This window comes from Chitinophaga fulva (assembly GCF_012927205.1).
In the GTDB taxonomy this organism is placed as follows: domain Bacteria; phylum Bacteroidota; class Bacteroidia; order Chitinophagales; family Chitinophagaceae; genus Chitinophaga; species Chitinophaga fulva.
The window spans coordinates 1,596,062-1,619,480 of the sequence record NZ_JABBGC010000002.1; the positions used below are offsets into that span (position 1 = coordinate 1,596,062).

The 23,419-nt window shown below is 50.7% G+C and carries 3 protein-coding genes; all 3 read right to left on the reverse strand.

All coding sequences use genetic code 11. From position 1 onward, the window contains the following. Position 1: 1 nt before the first annotated feature. The 3 genes from HHL17_RS22840 to HHL17_RS22850 all read right to left on the reverse strand — a co-directional run bounded on the left by HHL17_RS22840 (position 2) and on the right by HHL17_RS22850 (position 23,395). Entirely contained in the window at positions 2-712 is a 711-nt protein-coding gene (locus HHL17_RS22840) for a thioesterase II family protein (protein ID WP_169227095.1), read from the reverse strand. 1 nt (position 713) lies between these two features. After that, positions 714-2,408 (reverse strand): cyclic peptide export ABC transporter, encoded by a 1,695-nt coding sequence (locus HHL17_RS22845; RefSeq protein WP_169227096.1) that lies wholly within the window; start codon positions 2,406-2,408, stop codon positions 714-716. Positions 2,409-2,494: 86 nt separating this feature from the next. Continuing rightward, positions 2,495-23,395 (reverse strand): non-ribosomal peptide synthase/polyketide synthase, encoded by a 20,901-nt coding sequence (locus HHL17_RS22850; protein WP_169227097.1) that lies wholly within the window; start codon positions 23,393-23,395, stop codon positions 2,495-2,497. Positions 23,396-23,419: the final 24 nt, after the last annotated feature.

Consider the following 23,419-nt stretch of genomic DNA (forward strand, 5'->3'; position numbering starts at 1 on the left):
TTCAGCTATGCTGTGGGGTTAACGCCACATCGCGAATGAGCATGGCTATATTCTGGAATTGATGAAGAATAAAGAAATGGTTTCCGGGATAGCGCAGTATACGAACGTCTTTCTCCGTTTCAAGCGCCCATCCGGCGGTCTGACTGGCAGTGATTTCTTCGGTAGCCCCTGTGATAACGGTGACGCCTGTACTGTATTTGTCCATCGACTGGTACTGATAAGTTTCCAGCGCCTTCATATCTTCCCGGATCACCGGCAGAAAAAACTCCATCAGGTCCGGGTCGGCCAACAAAGCGTCGGGCATGCCGCCCATCACTTTCAATTCTGCCATCAGCTGCTCATCGGATAAAACGTGCAGCAGCCTCCGCTGATCGTTAAAAACAGGCGCCGCACAGCCGGTAACGAAAAAATGTAAAGGGAGCGCCTTCCACTCCTCCTTCAACCGGTGCACCAGCAGGTTGCCTAACACCGCGCCCATAGAATGGCCATACAGCACGTAAGGCGATTTTATATGTGGCAATAACTGTTGATAGAGATCAGCTGCCATCGCATGCATATCAGACAGCAACGGCTCCGCCAACCTCTTCCCACGGCCCGGCAATTCCAGCGTAACCATATCTATATACCTGCCTAAAAAAGGTTGCAGGTCACGGAAAGAGTAACTGTTTCCGCCTGCATACGGAATGCATATCAGTTTAGTTTTCTGTAACATCTCAATTACTTTTTTTGACATCGTTTTCTCCTACAGCCAGGTGCAGTTCACCTGTTGCATTTACCTGTGTATCACTGACAATATTGCCATAGTCGAATTTTATCAGGCGGTCCCCGCAATCGAAATAGGTATCGTCATGTGTTACGACAATAACGGTTTTACCCATCTGCTTCAGCTCAGGAATAATTTTCTTATAGAAATAAGCTCTGAACACGGGGTCCTGCTCTGCGGCCCATTCATCCAGCACGATCACATCTTTGTCTTCCAGCATCACATAAATCAGCGCCAACCGCTTCTGTTGCCCTTTTGACAAATCAGCTTTGATCGATTTCTTTTTGTCATCAAATACAACGATATTTTCCAGCTCCATTTTACGAAGCCAGAACATCAACCGTTCATTGTCCGGCGCCAGTTCCAGGCCATCATAGTTTTCATTAAAAAGAATGCTGTCTGTAAAGATGGCCGCAATGCGGTTGCGATAGCCCGGGTATGTCCTGTCAGTTATCACCCGTCCGTTCAGTGATATGGTACCACTATGCGGCACATACAAGCCCGTCAGCAGGTTCACGAAAGTGCTCTTCCCGCTGCCGTTGCCGCCGGTAATAAAAATGCTTTCCCCTTTTTTAATATCAAGGGTCAGTGGCTTTAAACGGAAGGTTTCCGCTCTTCTTTCATCATAATATTCAAACGTAACACCTTCGAAACGGATGCTGTCGAACTTATCACCGGCAGCAGGCAGGTCGCCATGACCGATAGCGATAGCTTTGGAGGCGTTGATCTTATCATGGAATTGTTCCAGCCGGTCAACGGCTATCTGCATCTGCGTAAACTCGCTGATGCGGGCCACTACAATACCTACGGGCCCCATCAGGTATAACAGCGTAGCCACAAACTGATTGCCCGCAACGCTTGTCATATGCAGGATAACGGGCAGCAGGAAAACGATAATCCCGATGAGCAGGTACCATAAATAATTCCCCATCAGCTCATTTCCCATATACTTGATCAGCGTTTTTATGGTAAGTTCCTTTACCCGGTGCCGGTTCTGGGAGATATATTTCAGGAAAATATTATCGCTTCGCGTGATGCTCATCTTCACATCTTTAAACCCGCGCAGAAAATCATTGACATTTTGCTGATAAATATTTGCCAGGTCACGCACGGTGTTCAGGTCCTTGCTGATAGCCATATTCCGGATATAATACACCACCGCCAGCGTAGAGAGCACGCCAAGGATCAGCAAGGCGCCGTAGAAATTGGTGTAGAACAAATAAGTCAACCCTATTAACACCATAACGATGGAGTTAAATGTTTCGATAAAAACATTGGGAAAACGTTGCAGGGTAGTAACGTCTGCGGTGGCTGTACGAACTTTTTCTTCTCCCAGCTTAACATATTCTTCATAATCTGAAAAGCGCAGTTTTTCAAAAACAGATAATCCCAGATCATTCCCTAATTCATAGGTAAGCCGGATCGTGTAGGATTGAAAGGCCCTGGCGGTAAAAAAAGACACCAGGATCATGACTACATATATCTGCCAGTCGTATCCCTGTACAAACGGAAGAGCAGTTCCCGCAATTTTGCTGTTGATCAGCAATAGCAGGCCCATAGACCACACACTATTGATCAGCCCAAGCAATAACAACAGGATGTAAAACAACTTCGATTTTTTCTGAAGCAAGCTTATTAATCTCATACGTCCCGGATTTCTAAAATTGATTAAACAATAAATATCAAAAAAAGGAATGCCGCCCGGGCCGAAGCCCTGGGCAGCTATTCCGCCTAATGTGCTGATAACTGTTCGTTGAGGTATTGTGCCAATACCACGGCGTTCTCCTGTTTTAACATGGAGAAGTGATCGCCCGGCGCCGTAAATAGTTTTACCGCTTTCGTGTGGGTATCCCATCCAAGGCTTTCCGGTTTATCTTTCCATTGCGCAGCTGCAGCTTTAACAATGTGCAGGTTGGCATTTGTCTGCCCCTCCACCTGGTAGCTGTTCAGCACCTCGATGTTGCTCACCTTGATATCCGTTAACCGCATGATAAAGTCAACATGTGCCAGCCTGTCCTCACTCACTTTCCCTTTCAGGTAGTTCGAGATAAACGGTACCACGGCCTTCATTTCCAATGGTTGCACCAGTTGTTTTAATCCGGTTACCCATGCAGGTGGTGTGGTGGTGATCACATTATTTTCCTGCAACACTTCTACTACTGAATCATAGAAGATCTCCTGGTAGCTGATAGCGCCCTGGTTCAGTACATCGATATGTCCGGGATGCGCATCTGCATCCAGTATCGCTGCGAACGCCACTGTTTCTCCGGCAGCTTCCAGCTGGCGGGTCATCTCATACAACACGTACGCGCCGAACGAGTGGGCAATGAAGCGGTACGGACCATGCGGCTGCAGTGCTTTTATCCAGCGGATGTTTTGTGCAGCAATAGCGGCGATCGTGTAGAGCGGCCGTTCTCCTTCCAATACGCCAGGCATTTGTATGCCATATACCGCAGCTGTATCGGTGAGTGCTTTGGCCAGTTCATCGTAGCCATCGCTCAAACCATCCTGGCCAGGAATAATGAACACGGTGGTCCGGCTGTTGCTTTTGTTTAACGGTATGATGTGGCTTTCTCCGGTAGCGGTGGCTGTTTGTTCGCCGGCATCCGGTGCTGCCAGGCTGGCGGCCAGTCCGGCGATGGTAGGCGTATCGAAGATATTGCTGAGGGCAATTTCTTTGCCCAGCTTCCGGCGGATAGCGGCGATCAGGCGGATAGACAATAATGAGTGGCCTCCTAGTGCAAAGAAGTCGTCATGAATACCTACCTGGTCTACTTCCAGCAACTGCTGCCAGATGTCTGTTAGTATTTCTTCCGTTTCATTCCGGGGCGCTACGTAAGTGTTCCCGGAGAGTGTGCCTGCGTCCGGATCAGGTAAAGCTTTGCGGTCTACCTTGCCATTAGGCGTTATCGGTATCCTGTCGATTTTAATCAGCAGGGATGGCACCATGTAATCCGGGAGCTTTTCTTCCAGGTAACTGATGATGGCCGCCCGGTCGAATGTTCCGTCCGGTAAGATGTAGGCTATCAACGATTTGTTATCGGTGCTGCCCTTAGCCACTACCACGGCCTGACTTACGCCTTCGCACTGTTCCAGCGCGTTTTCGATCTCGCCCAGTTCTATGCGGTAGCCGCGTATTTTCACCTGGTCATCTATTCTTCCGAGGTATTCAATGCTGCCATCCGGTAACCAGCGGCCCAGGTCACCCGTGCGGTACAGGCGTGCTGCTGCTTTTCCGGAGAAGTGGTCCGGGATGAATTTTTCTGCCGTAAGCTCAGGACGATAGAGATAACCACGTGCCACCCCTTCACCACCGGCGCATATTTCACCGGTTACACCTACCGGGCACAGTTCCCTGTGCTGGTCCAGTATGTATACCTGTACTTTGGCGACAGGATTGCCGATCACCACCGTGTCGCCACGAAGCGGGTCGTCGGTAAGGCTGGTACATACGGTGTTTTCCGTAGGCCCGTAAGCGTTAATGACGCGGATACCTTTGGACTGGAAATATTTGGCATCTTCCCGGTTCAGTGGTTCTCCGGCGGACACGATTGTTTTGATAGTGCCCAGTTCCTCGCGGATAGTGTGCTGGTAAGATGGTGGCAGTACCACCAGTTCCACCTGTTGTTTCCGCACCATATCGCCGAATTTATCAGCGGCCAGCAGGTCTTCTTTCCGGGGGAGTACAAGGCTACCACCACTTAACAGGGTATTGAAAATTTCGTAACAGGATGCATCAAAGCCGAAAGCTGCAAACTGCAATGTTCTCATACCAGGTATTAATCTGAGGGATGCTGCCTGGCTTAACGCCAGGTTTACTACACTTTTGTGTTCAATCATTACGCCCTTGGGGTTGCCTGTACTGCCGGATGTATAAATAACATATGCGAGATGATGCGGTGAAGGGGCAACAGTCAGCGCCTGTGTAGGCTGATTGCTGATCGCCCTGCGGTCTTCATCTGTTCTGATAATATTGATATGTTCGGGAATAGCCAGTTCCTCCGCCAGGTCACGGCTGGTGATCAGCATTGTGGCGCGGCTGTCTTCCAACAGGTAGGTAATCCTTGCCTCCGGATAGGACGGATCAATAGGCAGATAAGCACCTCCTGCTTTCAGGATACCTAATATCGCGATGATCATTTCCGGTGAACGCTCCAGGCAGACCGGCACCAGTGTTTCCTGTTGCACACCTTTACCAGCCAGGTAATGCGCCAGCTGATTAGAGCGGATGTCCAGCTCCTGGTAGGTAAGCACCTGCTCTTCAAAAAGCAGGGCAATGCTTTCCGGTGCTGCGACCACTCTTTCCTTGAGCAGGTCTATGATCGTTTTGCCGTCACCGTTGTAAGCTGCCGGCATGGCGTTGAAGTCCACCGCAATTTGCTCCTGCTCCTGTTTGTTCAGCAATACAACATCGCCGATTTTAGCGGCCGGATGGCCGACAATAAACTCCAACACCTGTTGGAAATGCCCGCGTAATGCGGTCACATAGGCGCGGTCCAGCAAGGCTGTATTGTATTTAAACCTCACTGCAACAGCTTCGCCCACTACTGCGGCAATACCTAACGGATAGTTGGCATGGTCACGCATCTCGATATTATCCATCTGCAATTGCCACTGGTGGGTGTTCAGCAGATCGCTTACCGGGTAGTTTTCAAATACCAGGAAGTTATCAAACAAATCGCCTGGTATTTCCATCCAGCGCTGCATATCATTGAGCGAGGTATACTGATGCTCGCGGCTCTGTACCTGCTGCTGCTGGATTTGCTGCAGCCAGGAGGCAATGCCCTGTTCCCTGTCGATAGTGGTATGGAAAGGCAGGGTATTGATATACATCCCGACACGTTTTTCCACGCCCGGCAGATCATCCGGGCGACCGGAAACCGTTACGCCGTAAGTAACCTGCTGTTGGCTGGTATAGCGGTATAACAGGTAAGCCCACACGGCCTGGATCACGGTATTCACGGTAATACGGTGTTGTTGCGCATAGGACAACAGCTGTTTCGCTTTGGCACCTGCCAGCTGCATTTCCTGCACTTCGTATATCCCCTTGCCTTTGGTACGTTCTGCTGTGGCGCTGATGAAAGGCAACAGTGTTCCACTGTCTGCCGATGCCAGGTAGCCTTTCCAGTACGCCATCTCCTCTTCCTGATCACGGCGTTCCAGGTAACGGATATAATCTTCGTACTTTTCTTCTGCTGTCACCACCGGTTTTTTACCGGCCATCAGCTGATCGTATGTTTGCAACAGTTCTTCCACGGCCACAGACCCGGACCAGCCATCCAGCAAAAGATGGTGGAAGGTCCATACCATGCGGTACCGCTCATCGGTTAATTGTATCAGGGCGATACGCATCAGCGGCGGCGTGTTAAAGTCGAAACCTTTCACCAGGTCGGCCGCTTCATAGGCTGTCCATGCTGCTTCCTGCGCTGCTGCATCCATGTGCCGGTAATCCAGCTCATCGAAAGGTATGGTCACCTTATCCTGTACACACTGCACCGGAATCCGGAATACATTGGCAAAGAAACTGCTGCGCAGTACACTGTGATGTTGCAGTAAATGTTGCCAGCTTTCCTTTAACACAGCGATATCCGGCGCATCCAGCGTACAGCAAAGCTGTTGTATATAAATACCATCACTGCTATTGTACAAACCATGGAACAACATGCCTTCCTGCAGACTGCTCAACCTGTACAGACCGGTGATATGGTCCCTGCGGACGCCCCCACTGGTGTGCGGCGCATCCAGGAATTGGTCCAGCTCCGCATTGGTCACGATATCTCCCAAACCATAGTCCGATGGTGTAAACACCGGTTGCTGGCTTGCCTGGGCTACCGCATGGGTAATCAGTTGCTGCAACTGTGCCTGGTATTTATCTACCAGTTCCTGTATCGTACTGCCATTGTAATGATGCGTGCTGTAGCTCCAATAGAGTACCAGCTCCCCGTTTTCTACCGCACCGTTGACAGAAATTTTATGGCGTACTTTAACATCCGTGGTGTTACCAGTACCGGCAGCTTCCGGCGCAGTACTGAACCATTTACTGTTTCTTCTGGCGGCATCTACCTGCCCCAGGTAGTTAAAGGTGATATCCCATGGATCATTGCCCTGTAAAGCATCTTCCTGGTTGATGTATTTTAATACACCATAACCGATCCCTTTACCTGGCAACTGCCTCAGTTGTTCTTTTACTTCTTTTAATAAGACACCTGGTTCCGTATCCGCGCTGTTGTTCAACCATACGGGATACAGACTGGTGAACCAACCTACCGTATTACTAATATCGATGTTGGCGGAAATATCTTCACGGCCATGCCCTTCCAGGCCAACTACTACGCCGGCGCCGTTCCAGGCGTACAGCGCTGCTGATAATGCGGCCAGCAGCACGTCGTTGATTTCAGTATGGTAGGCTTTCGGTGCTTCCTGCAACAAAAGTTGGGTCAATGTTGCATCCAGGTGCATCACATGCGTGTCCATGTCATTGCCGGTCAGTTCACCATGGTAGGGCTTATCAACTTTCAGCGGATGATACTGTTGCACGATATGCTGCCAGTATTCCCGTTGCTGCAGCAGCGGTTTACGTTGACCATAGGCTACCAACGCCTGCTGCCATTCGCGGTAGGAGCTGGTTTTATGGGCTGGTGTTACCGGTTCACCTTTGAGCAGGCTATCCAGCATCATTTCCAGGTCGTCCTGCATAATCTGCCATGACACACCGTCTACGGCCAGGTGATGCACGATGATGAGCAGTCGGTTGGCTGCTTCGGAACCTGGTGTTAAAAAGAGGACAGCACGTACCATGATACCTTCTTCCGGCTGCAAGCTCGCCTGGTACTGGTCACAGTAAGCGGCCAGCGTCGTGGCATAATCTGCGGCATTGATATCGCGCAGGTCCACTACTTCCAGGTCTCCGGCATAGTTGCCGTAATGTTGCCGCCAGCCATTATGTTTATGGGTATATGTAAACCGGAGGCTATCATGACGAAGCAGTAATTGTTGTACCGCTGTCTTTAATATAGTTGCATCGATTTGTTTGTCAATACCGACAAACAGCTGCTGAATAAAGTGTTTGGCAATCGTTTCTTCTTCGAGGTACCACTGCTGAATGGGCGTCAATCCGCTGTTACCGGTGAGTACACCTTGTTCGCTGTGAATGACTTTCTCTTTGCTGGTGGCCAGTGATGCTGCCAGTCCGGCGATGGTCTGGTGCACAAACAGGTCTTTCGGTTTCAGATCATATCCAAAACGTTTGGCCCTGCCCACCACCTGGATGGTGATAATGGAATCTCCACCCAGTTCAAAGAAGTTATCATTTCTGCCGATGTTCTTAATACCCAGCAATTCCTCCCAGATAGCGGCCAATGTTTGTTCCACTTCGCCATTTAAGATAGCGCGGGTATGAGCAGTGGCGGTGTAAGGTTCCGGTAAGGCGGCCTTGTCCACTTTGCCGTTGGCAGTGACCGGGATTTTCTCCAGCGCTACCAGCAAGGCCGGCACCATGTATGGCGGCAGTTTGTCTTTCAGCGAAGCCAGTACCTGGTCTTTTTCGAAAGTTCCCTGCGGCACTACGTAGGCGACTAAACGTTTATGCCCGTTGTCATCTGCTTTCACCAGCACGACCGCCTGGGTGACGAAACCACTCTGCAACAGGGCGTTTTCAATTTCACCCGGCTCTATGCGATAACCACGGATTTTTACCTGGTCATCTATTCTTCCCAGGTATTCAATATTGCCATCCGGCAGCCAGCGGCCAAGGTCACCGGTGCGGTACAGGCGGGCGCCTGGTTGTCCGCTGAAATGGTCGGGTATAAATTTCTCTGCGGTAAGCGCAGGGCGGTATAAATATCCGCGTGCCACGCCAACGCCACCGGCACAAATTTCGCCGGCTACGCCAATCGGGCAAAGTTCGCCCTGCTGGTCCAGTATATATACCTGTCCGTTAGCCAGCGGTTTACCGATAACGACCGTATCGCCTTGTAACGGGCTATCCGTGATACTGGTGATAACGCTGTTCTCCGTAGGGCCGTAAGCGTTAAATACGCGAATGCCTTTTGACTGGAAGTATTTCGTGTCTTCCCTGTTCAGAGCCTCACCACCGGAGATAATTGTTTTGATCGTACCCAGTTCCTCGCGGATGGTATGCTGATACGAAGGTGGCAGCAACAGCAACTCCACCTCGTGTTGGCGCACCATTTCGCCAAATTTATCCGCTGCCAGCAGGTCTTCCTTGTGTGGAATAACCAGGCAGCCACCACTTAACAGGGTGCTGAAGATTTCGAAGCAGGACGCATCGAAACCGAATGCGGAGAATTGCAGTACCCGTATTCCTGGCTTCAACGGAAGCACCGCTTCCATATTCAGGGCCAGGTTCACCAGTCCTCTATGCTCAATCATCACTCCCTTAGGATGACCTGTACTACCGGAGGTATAGATCACGTAGGCGAGATCGTCCGGCGCAGGAGTAGTGCCAAGGGTGATGCCAGGCTCGCCTTTGATCGCCATCCAGTCATCATTCGTTTTAATGACCTGAATATGGGCAGGTATATCCAACAATTTCGCAACGTCGCCACGGCTGATCATCATCGTGGCACGGCAGTCTTCCAGCAGGTAGCTGATACGGGCGGCCGGATAGGAAGGATCAATCGGGAGATAAGCTCCGCCCGCCTTCAGTATCGCCAGTATGGCCACCACCATGTCCAGTGAGCGTTCCAGGCAAACAGGCACCAGGGTTTCTTTTTGCACACCTTTGCTCATCAGGTACAGTGCCAGCTGATCAGAACGTTTATCCAGTTCCTGGTAGGTAAGTTCCTGTGTTTCGAATACCAGGGCCGTTTGACGCGGCGCCGTGGCCACCCGCTCTTTAAACAGGTCTATCGCAGATTTGCCGGTAGTGGTTTGCGGCAGCGCTGCTGTGTTAAATGTAACGGCTATACGCTCTTGTTCCTCCTTGTTCAGCAACACCACCTCACTGATTTTTGCGGCAGGATAGCGCACAATATATTCCAGCACCTGCGTGAAATGATCACTGATCTGTTGGATGTACGCAGGAGCCAGCAAAGCGGTATTATGCTGTAACAGGATGGTTATTTCCTGTCCCACCCCTATCGTAATACTCAACGGATAGTTGGTATGTTCTTCTACATGCAGTTGTTCTATCTGTAATTTCCACGGATAGGAAAGTGTTTCTTCATCTACCGGGTAGTTCTCATATACCATCAGGGTATCGAACAGGTCTCCGGTGACGCTGGTGTATCGCTGGCTGTCGCGCAGCGGCGTGTATTGATACTTGCGGCTTTGTACCTGCGCCGCCTGTATGTCGCGCAACCAGTCGGTGACAGACAGCTCTGGTGCCACCGCTATATGCACCGGCAGCGTATTGATGTACATGCCCACCTTTCTTTCTATCCCTAGCATATCATCCGGGCGGCCGGACACGATGGCGCCGTAAGCCACGTGCTCGTTGCCCGTATAGCGGTATAACAGGTATCCCCACACGCCCTGCATCAGGGTGTTGACCGTCAGGCGCTGTTGTTGGGCATACGCAGTAATGAGGCGTGTCTGGGCAGCATCCAGCACCACCGGCGTAGTTTTATAGCGGCCCTGGGCTTTTGTCCTGTCGGCACTGTTGATGAACGGCAGTAAGGTGCTGTTGTCGATACCGGCAAGATATCCACGCCAGTAAGCGCTTTCTTCGTCTTTGTTCCTGCGCTCCAGGTAACGGATATATTCTTCGTAGTGGTCTATGGCCGCTTCTTCCGGTTGTTTTCCTGATGCCAGCGCCTCGTAGGTACGCAATAATTCTTCCAGCAATACCGGCATGGACCAGCCATCGAGCAACAGGTGATGATAAGTCCATACCATGCGGTAGGTATCATCCTGCAACCGGATGAGGCTCATTTTCATCAATGGCGGCGCGGTAAAATCAACTCCCTGCTGCAACACCTCCGCTTCATGGGCCGTCCATGCTGCTTCCTGGCCTGCCGCATCGAGGTGACGGAGGTCCAGTTGCATCACCGGCAGTTGCGCATGGCGGTAAACACATTGTACCGGCACATGGAATGCATCATGGTAAAACGCACTGCGCAGGATAGTATGTTGTTGCAACAGGTGCTGCCAGCTTTGTATGAAGGCGTTGATATCGGGTTGATGCAATGTGTAGGTGAACTGCTCCGTATAGGCATCTACGGTATTGTCATACAAACCATGGAACAACATACCTTCCTGCAGGCCGCTCAGTCTGTACATCGCGGTGATTTCGTCGCGGCGTTTGTTACCGCCAGGCATCGGCGTGTCCAGGAACCGGTCCAGTTCTGTATTGCTCACCAAACCGCCCAGTCCGTAATCAGATGGCGTCAGCAATGGTTGTTGAGCTGCCTGCGCTACCGTCTGCAGGACCAGTGTTTCCAGCTCATCGATAAATTTCTGCGCCAGCGCCGTGATGGTGCTGCTATCATAATGTTTGCTGCTATAGCTCCAGTCCAGCACCAGCTCTCCGCCTGTCACCATACTGTTCACCGCTATTTTACGGCGTATGGTGTAATCGTCGCCCGCTTCTGCGCCAGCTGGTTCGTCTGTAATGGTAAACCATTTACCACCGCTGGTAACGGCATCAAACTGCCCCAGATAGTTGAAGGTGATATCCCACGGATCATTACCCTGCAATGTTTCCAGCTTATTAATATATTTCAGTACGCCGAAACCAATTCCTTTGTCGGGGACCTGGCGTAGCTGTTCTTTAAGGTTACGCAGCAATGTACCGGTATCTCCCACTGTATTACCTGGTAATAATACCGGGTAAAGGCTGGTGAACCATCCTACGGTGCTGCCTATATCGATTCCCTTGTCGATGTCTTCCCTGCCATGTCCTTCCAATCCGATCAGCACGTCGCCGCCGGCCCAGCTATTCAGCGCCAACGCAAGGGTACTCAGTAATACATCGTTTATTTCTGTGCGGTAGGCCGCTGGTACTTCGTGCAATAATTTCTGCGTAAAGGAGGCGTCCAGTTTTACCTGGCAGCTCTCCATATCTTTTATCCGCAGCACACCGTCGTAGGTTTTATCTACCGGCAAAGGCTGGTATTGTTGTACCATACCGGACCAGTAGTCGGCCTGTTTCAACAAGCGGTCTGTCTGACCATATTTCACCAATGCCTCATACCATTGCCTGTAGGAACTGCTCTTTTTACCCAGTGATACCGGCTCATTGCGGTACAGGCCATCAATCAAACGCTCCAGGTCTTCCAGCAGGATACGCCATGACACGCCATCTACGGCCAGGTGATGGATGGCCAGCAGCAAACGGTTATATGCGTCTCCGGCAGGTGTTAAGAATAATACGGGGCAGATACAACCACCTTTTGTTACATCAATGTTGCGTTGATAGCTATTGCCGTATGTCTCCAACATGGACGGTAACTCATCCAGTGATTCCGTTTGCAGGTTCACGATGTTCAGCATCGCCTCAGTAGCGCTGTATGCCTGTTCCCATCCACCGGCGCCATAAGTGTATTTGAAGCGCAGGCTGTCATGGAACTGCACCAGTTGCATGATCGCGGCAGATAAAGTAGAAGAAGGAATACGCTTGTCTATCTTTAGCAGCATGCTCTGGTTAAAATGAGAAGGCGTAGCACCTTCTTTCTCAAAATACCATTGCTGCACCGGTAACAGGCCACAGCTGCCGGTTTGTATTTCCTGATCCGCAGACAACGTGGTGGCGGCACCTTTACGGGCAGACATCACCGCGTACAACATAGCGATGGTCTGGTAGTCGAACAAATCACCTACCTGTAATTCATATCCGGCCCTTCTTACCCGGCTCACCACCTGGATGGTGATAATGGAATCACCTCCCAAAGCAAAGAAGTTGTCATTGATCCCTACTCTTTCTACGCCGAGCAGCGCCTCCCAGATACCTGCCAATGTACGTTCCACCTCGTTGCGTGGCGCTACATAGCTATCTGTTTGCAGGCCTTGTCCGTCGGGGTCCGGCAATGCTTTTTTGTCGATCTTTCCGTTTGCCAGCAGCGGGAAATAATCCAGTACCATCAACAGGGACGGTACCATATAGTCCGGCAGCTGCGCGGTAAGCTGCTGCAATATCTCCTCTTTATCGACATCCTCCTCGGCCACTACATAAGCCACCAACCGTTTATTGTCAAGATGATCTTTTTTGACGATCACCACCGCCTGTTTTACGGTAGCACAATTATTCAGCGCTCTTTCTATCTCTCCCAGCTCTATACGGTAACCACGTATTTTTACCTGGTCGTCCATACGGCCCATAAAGAGGATATTACCGTCAGGGAGGTATTTCACCATATCACCGGTGCTGTATAACCTGCCATGGGTGTCCGGAGCAAAAGGATCTGCGATAAATTTAGTGGCGGTCAGCGCTTCATTGTGCAGGTATCCCTGCGCCACTCCTTCACCACCGATATACAAACCGCCAGGAACCCCTACCGGGCATAGTTGCAGCTCATTACTGAGCACATATACCTGCGTAGCGGAGAATGGTTTACCTACGGGAATGCTTTCACCATAAGTGGCATCCCTATCGACGATATGCAATAATTTACCGATGGTGGTTTCTGTAGGTCCATAGTGATTCACCACCGTACAACCGGTACCCGCTGCATAAACAGCTGCTGCTACCGCTGAGTCCAGTGCTTCTCCACCGAAAATCAGCAGCTTTTCCGGTAACAATAACCGGTCGGGCAAACACAGGGCCTTCCAGTGCGAAGGCACTATCTTCATACAGTCTATCGGATGTTTGTCCAGATAGTTATACAGGAGAGTGGTATCCTGCACCATGTCTTTAGAGAAGATATGCAGTGCGCCACCATTGGCCAGCGCGCCAAAAATCACGGTATTGCCGAGGTCCGTGGCCATGCTGGACATGAGCCCGAAAGAGCTGCATGCTTTGATGGGCAGCGTATTCGTCAGACCGGATATATAATCTGCCAGGTTGCCGTGCGTTACCACTACCCCTTTAGGTTGACCGGTACTGCCGGAAGTATAAATAACATATACCGGATGGTCGGCCCTCGTGAGCCCTGGCAGGTTGTCTGTTCCATGTACTTTAATATCGTTCCAGTCATCATCCAGTAAGATGATATCTGCCTGACCAACCTTTAACCTGTCAGCATATTTACCAAGGGTGATGATATTGGAGGCATCAGTGTCTTCCAGCATAAAGCGGATACGGTCTTCCGGGAAATCCGGTTCTACCGGTACATAGGCGCCTCCAGCCTTCAGGATACCCAATATGCTAACGACCATGTCCAGCGAGCGCTCCATACAAACCGGCACCAGGGTGCCCGCTTTCACTCTTCTGCTCCTTAAATAATGCGCCAGGCGATTGGCCCGTTCATTCAGCTCACGATAAGTCAGGGTATCCTCCTCAAATGCCACTGCCGTAGCTTCCGGCAAACGGTGGGCCTGCGCTTCAAACAGGTCTACAAAAGTGATCTGTTTCGTATATTCCTTCTCGTAGGTCCCTTTTACGGACAACAGTTGCTGCTCTTCTGCAGCAGTAAGCATGGGCAGTAACGCAATGTGTTGTTCCGGTGATGCCACTACTGCCTGCAACAGTTGCTGGAAATGTCCCACCATGCGCGCAGCAGTAGCTTGGGTAAACAGGTCCGCACAATACACGACCGTTCCGTTCAATCCGTCTTCATCCTCATCCATGCTAAATACCAGGTCGAACTTGGCGGAAGTATGCGCCACTGTTTCTTCTGATAAAACAATATCACCGAATTGAAGATCGGGCTGGTTCACGTTGTTCTGCAATCCGAATACCACCTGGAATACCGGCCGGTGGCTTCTGTCATTGTCCACCACTACCTGGTCTACTATCTTTTCAAATGGCACTTCCTGGTGTTCAAATGCGTTCAGCGTCGTTTGTTTTACCTGGTGCAGGAGTGAACGGAAAGAAGGATTATGGCTCAGGTCTACCCGCAGCGCCAGCATATTGATGAAGAAACCGATGAGGCCTTCCACTTCCTGCTGTGTTCTGCCGGCTATAGGACTGCCCACGCAGATATCTTCCTGACCGCTGTAACGGTACAACATGACATTAAATGCGGAGAACAACGTCATGAACAGGCTCACGCCTTCCTGCCGGCTAAACTGATGCAGTTGTGCGGTCAGCGCAGCGGGCAACTGGAAGCTGATGGCCCCTCCCCTTGTGCTTCTCACCGGTGGTCTTGGGTAGTCCAACGGCAGGTTCAACGGGGTGATACCAGCCAGGTTTTCTTTCCAGTAAGCCAGTTGTTTATCCAATATGTCGCCGGTAATATATGTCCGTTGCCAGATAGCATAATCTGCATACTGGATATCCATTTTGTCCAGGTGCACCTGGCTACCGGTGGATGCTGCCATATAAAACGCTACCAGCTCTTTCACCAGGATACCCGTAGACCAGGCATCAGAAGCAATATGGTGTGTGGTGATGATCAGAATATGTTCATCAGGCCCCTGTACGACCAGGTCAGCCCGCAGCATATGGTCCGCAGACAAATCAAACGGAGCGTCCGTCACCTTTTTGATAAAGGCTTCCAGCGCAACAGGGCTTTCTTTGTATGCCGATTGATCGGTGATATTTAATGTCCAGTTGTCCTGGCCCAGTATATATTGATATCCACGGCCATCATTCTGGCGGATGACGGTCCTTAACACCTCATGCCGGTTCACCACGCTGCGCAGGGCGGTTGACAGGGCTTCTATGTCCAGCGATCCGCGAAGACGTAACACCGCTGGTACATGATATTGCACGCTTCCTTCCAGCTGATCGATAAACCAGAGACGTTCCTGGGCGAAGGAAAGCGGAATACGGGAAGGGCGTTTCACGGCTTTAACCGCAGGCAACGACGCCTGGCTGGTTTCTCCCTGTAAGAAGGCCGCCAGCTGATCTATCACAGGATACAGAAATACAGCCCTCACGGTTGCTTCCACACCTATTTTGTTGCGCAGGGCCGCTACCATACGCATAGACAACAGGGAGTGCCCTCCCAATTCAAAGAAATTATCGTAAACGCCTATACGCGGCAGTTGCAGTAATTCCTGCCATACCTCCACCAGCACCTGCTCCATTTCATTCCGTGGCGCTACGTATGTTCGCTGCGGCAGTAAGTCCGTAGCTATTCCCAGCAACGCTTTCCGGTCTGCTTTTCCATTAGCCGTTAACGGTATTTTATCTATCTCCGTGAAGAAAGATGGTATCATGTATTCCGGCAACCGGCTACGGAGATAAGTGATCACCTCCTCGCGCTTAAAGCTGCCATCCGGCACCACATAGCCGATGAGCGATTTATTACCGTCAGGTCCTGTTTTGGTCAACACCACCGCTTCTTTTACCTGCGGGCATTGCGTCAGTACATTTTCGATCTCGCCCAGCTCTATGCGGAAGCCGCGTATTTTTACCTGGTCATCGATACGTCCCAGGTATTCAAGCGTTCCATCCGGCAACCATCTGCATATATCTCCGGTACGGTATAATCTTCCGGCGGCGGATGAGAGTAAAGGATGATGGATAAACCGCTCGGCCGTCAGTTCCGGACGGTTCAGGTACCCCCGGGCTACTTGTATACCGCCAATATGCAGTTCTCCCGGTATGCCCGCCGGCGCCAGGTTTCCGGCCTTATCAAGGATATAGAGCGGCGTGTTGGCCACCGGTGCGCCAATGGGTACAGTGCCACCTGGCAATCCACGTTGGGCATGCCAATAGGTAACATCAATAGCCGCTTCTGTAGGACCGTATAAATTATATAATTCCGCTGTCAGGACCTTCTCATGAAAACGCATTACCTGCTGAGGCTTCAGCGCTTCACCACTACAAAGCACCCTGCGCAATGATCCGCACGTATTTGCCGGCACATCGTCTAAAAATGCATCCAGCATAGACGGCACAAAATGGATGGTGGTGATATGATGGGCAGCCATTACCTCCCGCAGGTATCCGGCTTCTTTGTGCCCGCCCGGCTTCGCAAACACCAGTTTAGCGCCAGCTATCAGCGGCCAAAACAGTTCCCAAACGGATACGTCAAAGCAGAAAGTCGTTTTCTGTAATACCGCATCACTTTCATCCAGTTTAAAATAATCCTGTGTCCACAACAAACGGTTCACGATACCGCCATGTTCATTCATCACCCCTTTAGGCTGACCGGTGGAACCGGAAGTATAAATCATGTAAGCCAGGTGATGCGGCGCCAACGCTGTTTCAACAGGCGTTGACGGTTCCTGCGAAATAATGTCCCATTGTGCATCGGTCAGCACCAATGAAACCGTATCGGCAATGGCCGTCAGTTTGCCGGCGCTGGCCGTATCGGTCAGCAGGATATCGGCCTGAATATCGGCGAGCATAAAGCGCACCCTTTCTTCCGGATACTCCGGATCAATAGGAACGTAGGCGCCGCCAGCTTTCTGGATGCCCAATATAGCGATGATCATTTCCTCGCTACGGTCCAGGCATACCGGCACCAGTGTATCTTCCCGGACACCCTTCTTTCTCAGATAATGACCCAGCTGATTGGTTTTCTCATCCAGTTCACGGTAGGTCAACTGCGTGGCTTCAGCTATCACCGCTACCCCATCGGGTGTCAGCAATACCTGTTGATGGAACAGGTCTATAATTGTTTTATCCCGTGGGTATTCCGCTACGTGGTTATTAAACGCTAATTGCAACTGCTCGTCCTCTGCTGTAGTGGTCATCCGCAGGGCGTCGATCTGTGTAGCTGGCGCCATTACAATGGAGCGCAACAGCTGCTCAAAATGTTTCATCATTTGTTTAATCCTGTCGGCACTAAACAAATCGGTGCAATATTCTGCATACCCTCGGATACCATCTCCCTGTTCTTCCAGGGAAACGGTGATGTCACACAGGGTAGTTTTATGCGTCACTTCCTCATAGGCCAGATGCAGATCGCCCAGTAACAACTCCGGTACCGGTGGCGTATTCTGCAAAATGAACATGGTCTGATATAAAGGGCTGCGGCTCATATCACGGTCCTTCACCACCTGCTCCACTATTTTTTCGAAAGGTACCTGTTGATGCTCATATGCATCCAGCGTGGTACCTTTCACCTGCTGCAACAGGGAGATGAAAGAAGGATTATCACTGAGGTCTGTTCTTAATGCTACCGTATTCAGGAAGAAGCCTATCAGCCCTTCTGTTTCCTGCTGCGTTCTGCCGGATACCGGTGAACCCACACAAATATCATCCTGACCACTATAGCGTTGCAACAATACATTGTAAGCTGTCAACAGGGTCATAAACAGGGTAACGCCCTGCTCCTTTGACAACTGCTGCAACTGGCCGGTCAGTTCCTGATCGAGATGGAACCAGCTGATAGCGCCGTTAAACTGCTGTACCGCAGGACGGGTATAATCCGCAGGCAGGTCTAATGGCGGTACATTACTTAGTTGCCGGTTCCAGTACGTCATCTTCTCCGCCAGAACGGCGCCATCAAAACTATTACGCTGCCAGAGGGCGTAATCGGGGTACTGGATTTCCGGTTTCTCCAATATAGGCGCACGTTTCTCCGCATAGGCGCGGTACAGCTCCACCAGTTCCTTCACCAATATGGATATGGACCATCCATCACAGGCGATGTGGTGAATAGTAAGCAACAGTAAATGTTCATCTGCCGCCAATGAGAGCAAATGCGCCCTCAGCATATGGTCCCGACACAGGTCAAATGGCGCGTCTGCCAGGCTGCTCAATAGCTGCTTTAAGGTGGCTTCGTCAGACAGTTCCGGCGCAGATGGCACCAGGGTCAGTTGCCACTGGTCTTTGTCCATCACATGCTGCCAGGCAACACCGTCTTTTGGCGCGATCACGGTACGCAATACTTCATGCCCGTTCACAATATTGCGGAGTGCAAATTCAAGGCCTTGTACGTCCAGGTTGCCATGCAACCGCAATATCACCGGCATATGATAAGGCACGGTGCCTTGCAGCTGATCAATGAACCACAAACGTTCCTGGCTGAAAGACAGCGGGATATTGGCGGGTCTTGGTCCTGCGGTCAATGGTGGCAGGTGTGAACCTTTTTCCTGTTGTTGCAGGTACACCGCCAGCAAAGCAATGGTGGGATAGATGAAGAAGTCTTTCACTGTCAGCTCCACATCCATGTCTTTGCGTACTGCGGCCACCACGCGGGTAGCCAGCAGAGAGTGGCCACCTAATTCAAAGAAATTATCCTCGATGCCTACACGGTCCACTCCCAGCAGGTGCTGCCAGATATCGGCGAGCCGCGCTTCTGTTTCATTGGTGGGCGCCACGTAGTTAATCAGGCGTTTACGTTGTATATCTTCCCATGCCGCCAGGAACTTACGGTCTACCTTACCGTTACCAGTCAACGGTAATTTCTGTAAGGCCACGAAATCGGCTGGCACCATGTATTCCGGCAAACGGTCCAGGAGCGTTTGTTTGATATTTTTCTGCAACGATTCGCAGATATCGGTGAACAGCGGAACATTTGTTTTCACAGTATCTGTAAAACTGATGCTGTTACTGTAGGATTGTTCTACAAAACCATCAAAAGGATCACGCTCTATCAACAGGTTCACTTTCAACGGATCTTCATCCAGTAAAAAGCGATAGCTGTAGCCGGCGGCCGTTGCTTCGTTCAATATTTCATTAACGGTATGTGTTACCGCGTCCGGTGCACTGATATAATCGGATAAGTCCCCTACGTTGTTGAACAGGTTATTTTTCAGTGCATGCTCCAGCATCCGCTCCCTCCATACACGGTGCCCCGGCACGTCCTGCAACGCAATAACCGGGATACGGTTCGTTAACTGGTCAATGATGGTGCTTTTATCAGCAATAAGGTCCCATGGCTGCCAGTCGGGCTGCAACACGGGTTTCTCCATACCTATATGCATGATCACCGTATAACGGTAAAGGCTCAACTCATTAATGTAATCCCCCTGTTTCCATACAATTTCCACGTGGGTAATTTCGGGGAAACGGGTTTGCAGATGATAAAAATAAGCTGGAGAAAAACACAATTCTTCTTCCTTCAATACCTCCTGGTCCACACTCCATTCAAACTCGCGGATACTGGTTTTATCATGCAGTTTATCCAGTTGCAGCCGGCGTTTGAAAGAAGGCAGCAAACGCAGGTCACGCACGTCACCTACTACAATGCGGCCATTCCCTTTTAACAGTGCAATGGCTTTGGCCAGTACATCGGTCATATAAGCGGCGCCCGGAAAATACTGTACAATCGAGTTTAAGATCACCAGGTCGATCTCTTCTTTTTCATCCAGGATGATTTCGTGGGCAGCACACAGCTTCATTTCCGTATCCGGATAACGGCGCTCACCTTTCGCGATGCGGCGCAGGATCTGTTCTACCGATACACGGGAGAAGTCGGTACCGATATACCGCTCGATATGATCGGCAATAGGATAATAGATCAACCCGGTACCTGATCCTATTTCCAGCACCCGCTTGGGTTTCAGGCCTATGATCAAACGGGTGACATCATCCACCCACTGCTGCATGTTTTCTGCAGGGATAGGCCCGCTGGTGAAGCTGTCATTCCAGCCGGTAATATTGAACTCTTCATCCAGGTCTTCTATCTCATCTGTCTTACTGTAGGCCGTATCGTACAAGGCCCGCCAGCTGGCAATCTGCAACTGGGACAGCTCATATTCTTTCTGCTGCAGCGTTTCCTGTTCCGGAACATAATAGCTCACCAGTCTCTTTTCACCGCTATGTTGTTGTTTTACCACCACACAGCTGTCGCCCACTTCCGGCAGGTTGTTTAATACCCGTTCTATTTCACCCGGTTCTATACGGTATCCGCGGATTTTTACCTGATCGTCAATTCTGCCCGCGTAGGCAACAGTACCATCCGGCAGCCAATAGGCTTTATCGCCAGTGCGGTACCAACGGCCGGGCGCATTTTCCAGCGTCACATATTTTTCCGCGGTTAATTCTTCTTTGTTGACATACCCCAGCGAAACGCCATCGCCGCCTACATAGAGCTCGCCGCTAACTCCTATCGGCACCAGCTGCTTATTCTCATCCAGTATACGAATACTGGTATTGGCCATCGGTGCGCCAATGGGAACGGATATTTTCCCGGTCACATCATTCACCTCATAGCAGGTAGCCGCCACCGTTACTTCCGTAGGGCCGTACATATTGACGAGCTTACCTTGTCCCAGTACTGCCAGTGCTTTCTCCAAATGCGGCAGGGAGGCCTTTTCGCCGCCAAACAAAATTTTCCGCATGGATTTCAGGCCCAGCACCTGGTTATCGATAAAGTTGTGGAACAAGGCCGTGGGGAAAAGCGCAATCGTGATTTTCTCCGCAGCGATGATCCTGGACAATTCAAATACATCTATGGCCGCATCGTCTTCCACCATACACAAACAAGCACCGTTCAGCAGCGCACTGTAAATGTCAAAAGTGGAACCGTCAAATGCGTAGTTGGAACATTGCAGCAACCTATCGGTTGGCAATACAGCCGTGGCGCCACGGTCAAAGGCCAGGTTAATCAGGTTTTTATTGGTGATGGCGATCCCTTTGGGACGGCCAGTAGTACCAGAAGTGTACATCACGTTTACACAGGCGTCACCGGCAGTGCGTATGCCCGTCGGCGTTACCGCGCTTTTACGCGCCGCGGCAATGTCCAAGCCGGCCGTAAATTCACCCATACCGGAGGCATTGAACAATTCTTTGCTGGTATATAACAACGTGTTGATACTGGCATCTTCCATCATGCCCTGCAAACGGTCTGCCGGGTAACCGGTATGAAAAGGCGCATAGGCATTGCCACTTTTAAGAATGCCCCAGATGCCGACGATCATTTCAATGCCACGTCTTGATAACAACGCGATGGTATTACCGGGCTGAATACCCTGCTCCGCCAGGTAATTCGCCACCTGGTTCGCCTGCTCGTCCAGCTCTCTGTAGGTCAGCATGCGTTTGCCGAAAGTAACGGCAGGCGCCTCCGGCGAAACAGCCACCTGTCCTTCAAAAATAGACACTACGCTCTCTGCGGAAGGATAGAGCGTAGCCGTATCATTAAACGACACCAGTAATTGATTGACTTCTGCTTCACTGAGCATATTCAGCATACCAATAGGCAGGGCCGGGTTATCTACGGCCGATTGCAACAACACCTGGAAATGCTGCACCATGCGCTGAATGGTGGCTTCGCTGAAAATATCCGTGTAATACTCCACCTCCACTTCTATCCCATCAGGGCCTTGCTCCATGGACCAGGAGAGGTCGAACAAGCTGGTGGTACGCATGATCTTTTCATCCTGCATCACCACTTCTCCCATTTTCAATTCTTTGGTAGGCGGTACGTTCTGTAATACAAAAACCACCTGGAACAAAGGGTTTTTACTGATATCCCGCTCTCCCATCACGGCTTCCACCACTTTCTCAAAAGGTACTTCCTGGTGCTCATAGGCGTCCAGCAAGGTGTTTTTCACCTGTTGCAGCAACGAGGCGAAATCCGGGTTACCGCCGAGGTCTGTACGTAATACCAGTGTATTCACGAAAAAACCGATCAGGCGTTCCATTTCTGTCCTCATCCTGCCGGCCACCACGCCACCAATGCTGATATCTTCCTGTCCGCTGTAACGGTACAACAATACTTTGAAGGCCGCCAGCAGTGTCATGTACAAGGTAGCGCCGTGTTCCTGTGATAATTTCTCCAGCGCTGCCGTCAGCTGTTGGTGGATATGGAAAGTAACCAAAGCGCCCCGGGTACTCTTTACCGCCGGGCGTTCATAGTCTGTTGGCAGATTCAACAGAGAAGCGCCGTCCAGCTGCTTTTTCCAGTAGGACAGCTGTTTGTCCATCATGTTTCCAGCCAGGTATTTACGCTGCCATACTGCGTAATCGGCGAACTGGATGTCCAGTGGCTCCAATACCGGCTCACGTTGGGTAGCAGCCGCGGTGTATGCTTCATTCAACTCGTTGACGAGAATGGCGGTAGACCATCCATCGGAGGCGATGTGGTGCATCACCAGCACCAGCAGGTATTCGTCCTGCGCCAGCTGTATAAGGTGCGCACGCAGCATGTGATCGTTGAACAGGTCAAATGGTATTTGCACCAACTCATCGATGTACGCCTGCAAAACAACCGCCTCTTCATACCCGGAGGTGCCATCAATGATATCCAGTTCCCACTTATCTTTTTCCAACACCCGCTGCCAGGCATGTCCATCTTCCAGCTGTATAACGGTACGCAGCACTTCATGACGGTTTACCACCGTGCGCAACGCATAGTTCAGCGCAGCAACATCCAGTTTTCCCTTCAGCCTCAACGCAGCGGGTATATGATACTGCACGCTGCCTTCCAGCTGATGGATAAACCATAAACGGTCCTGGCTGAAGGACAAAGGAACAGGCCCGCTGTCATTAGCACGGGCCTCTTTTATACTACCGGAGAAATGTTTCTCCTGTGTACCGGATTTATGTTTCTTAAAATATGCTATCAGTGATTGTTTATTGTCCTTTAATCTATTGAGAAAACCGGCATCAATCTCTTTATCTTCATCAGCTTCCACCAATAAATTATCATCTTCACAGGATACTCTTATTCCGCTACCGTGGGCCTCGTTCAACAGATCAATTATTTCGTTGAGATTAAAATCAAACATCGTGAATGGTTTAAAAAAATAGGA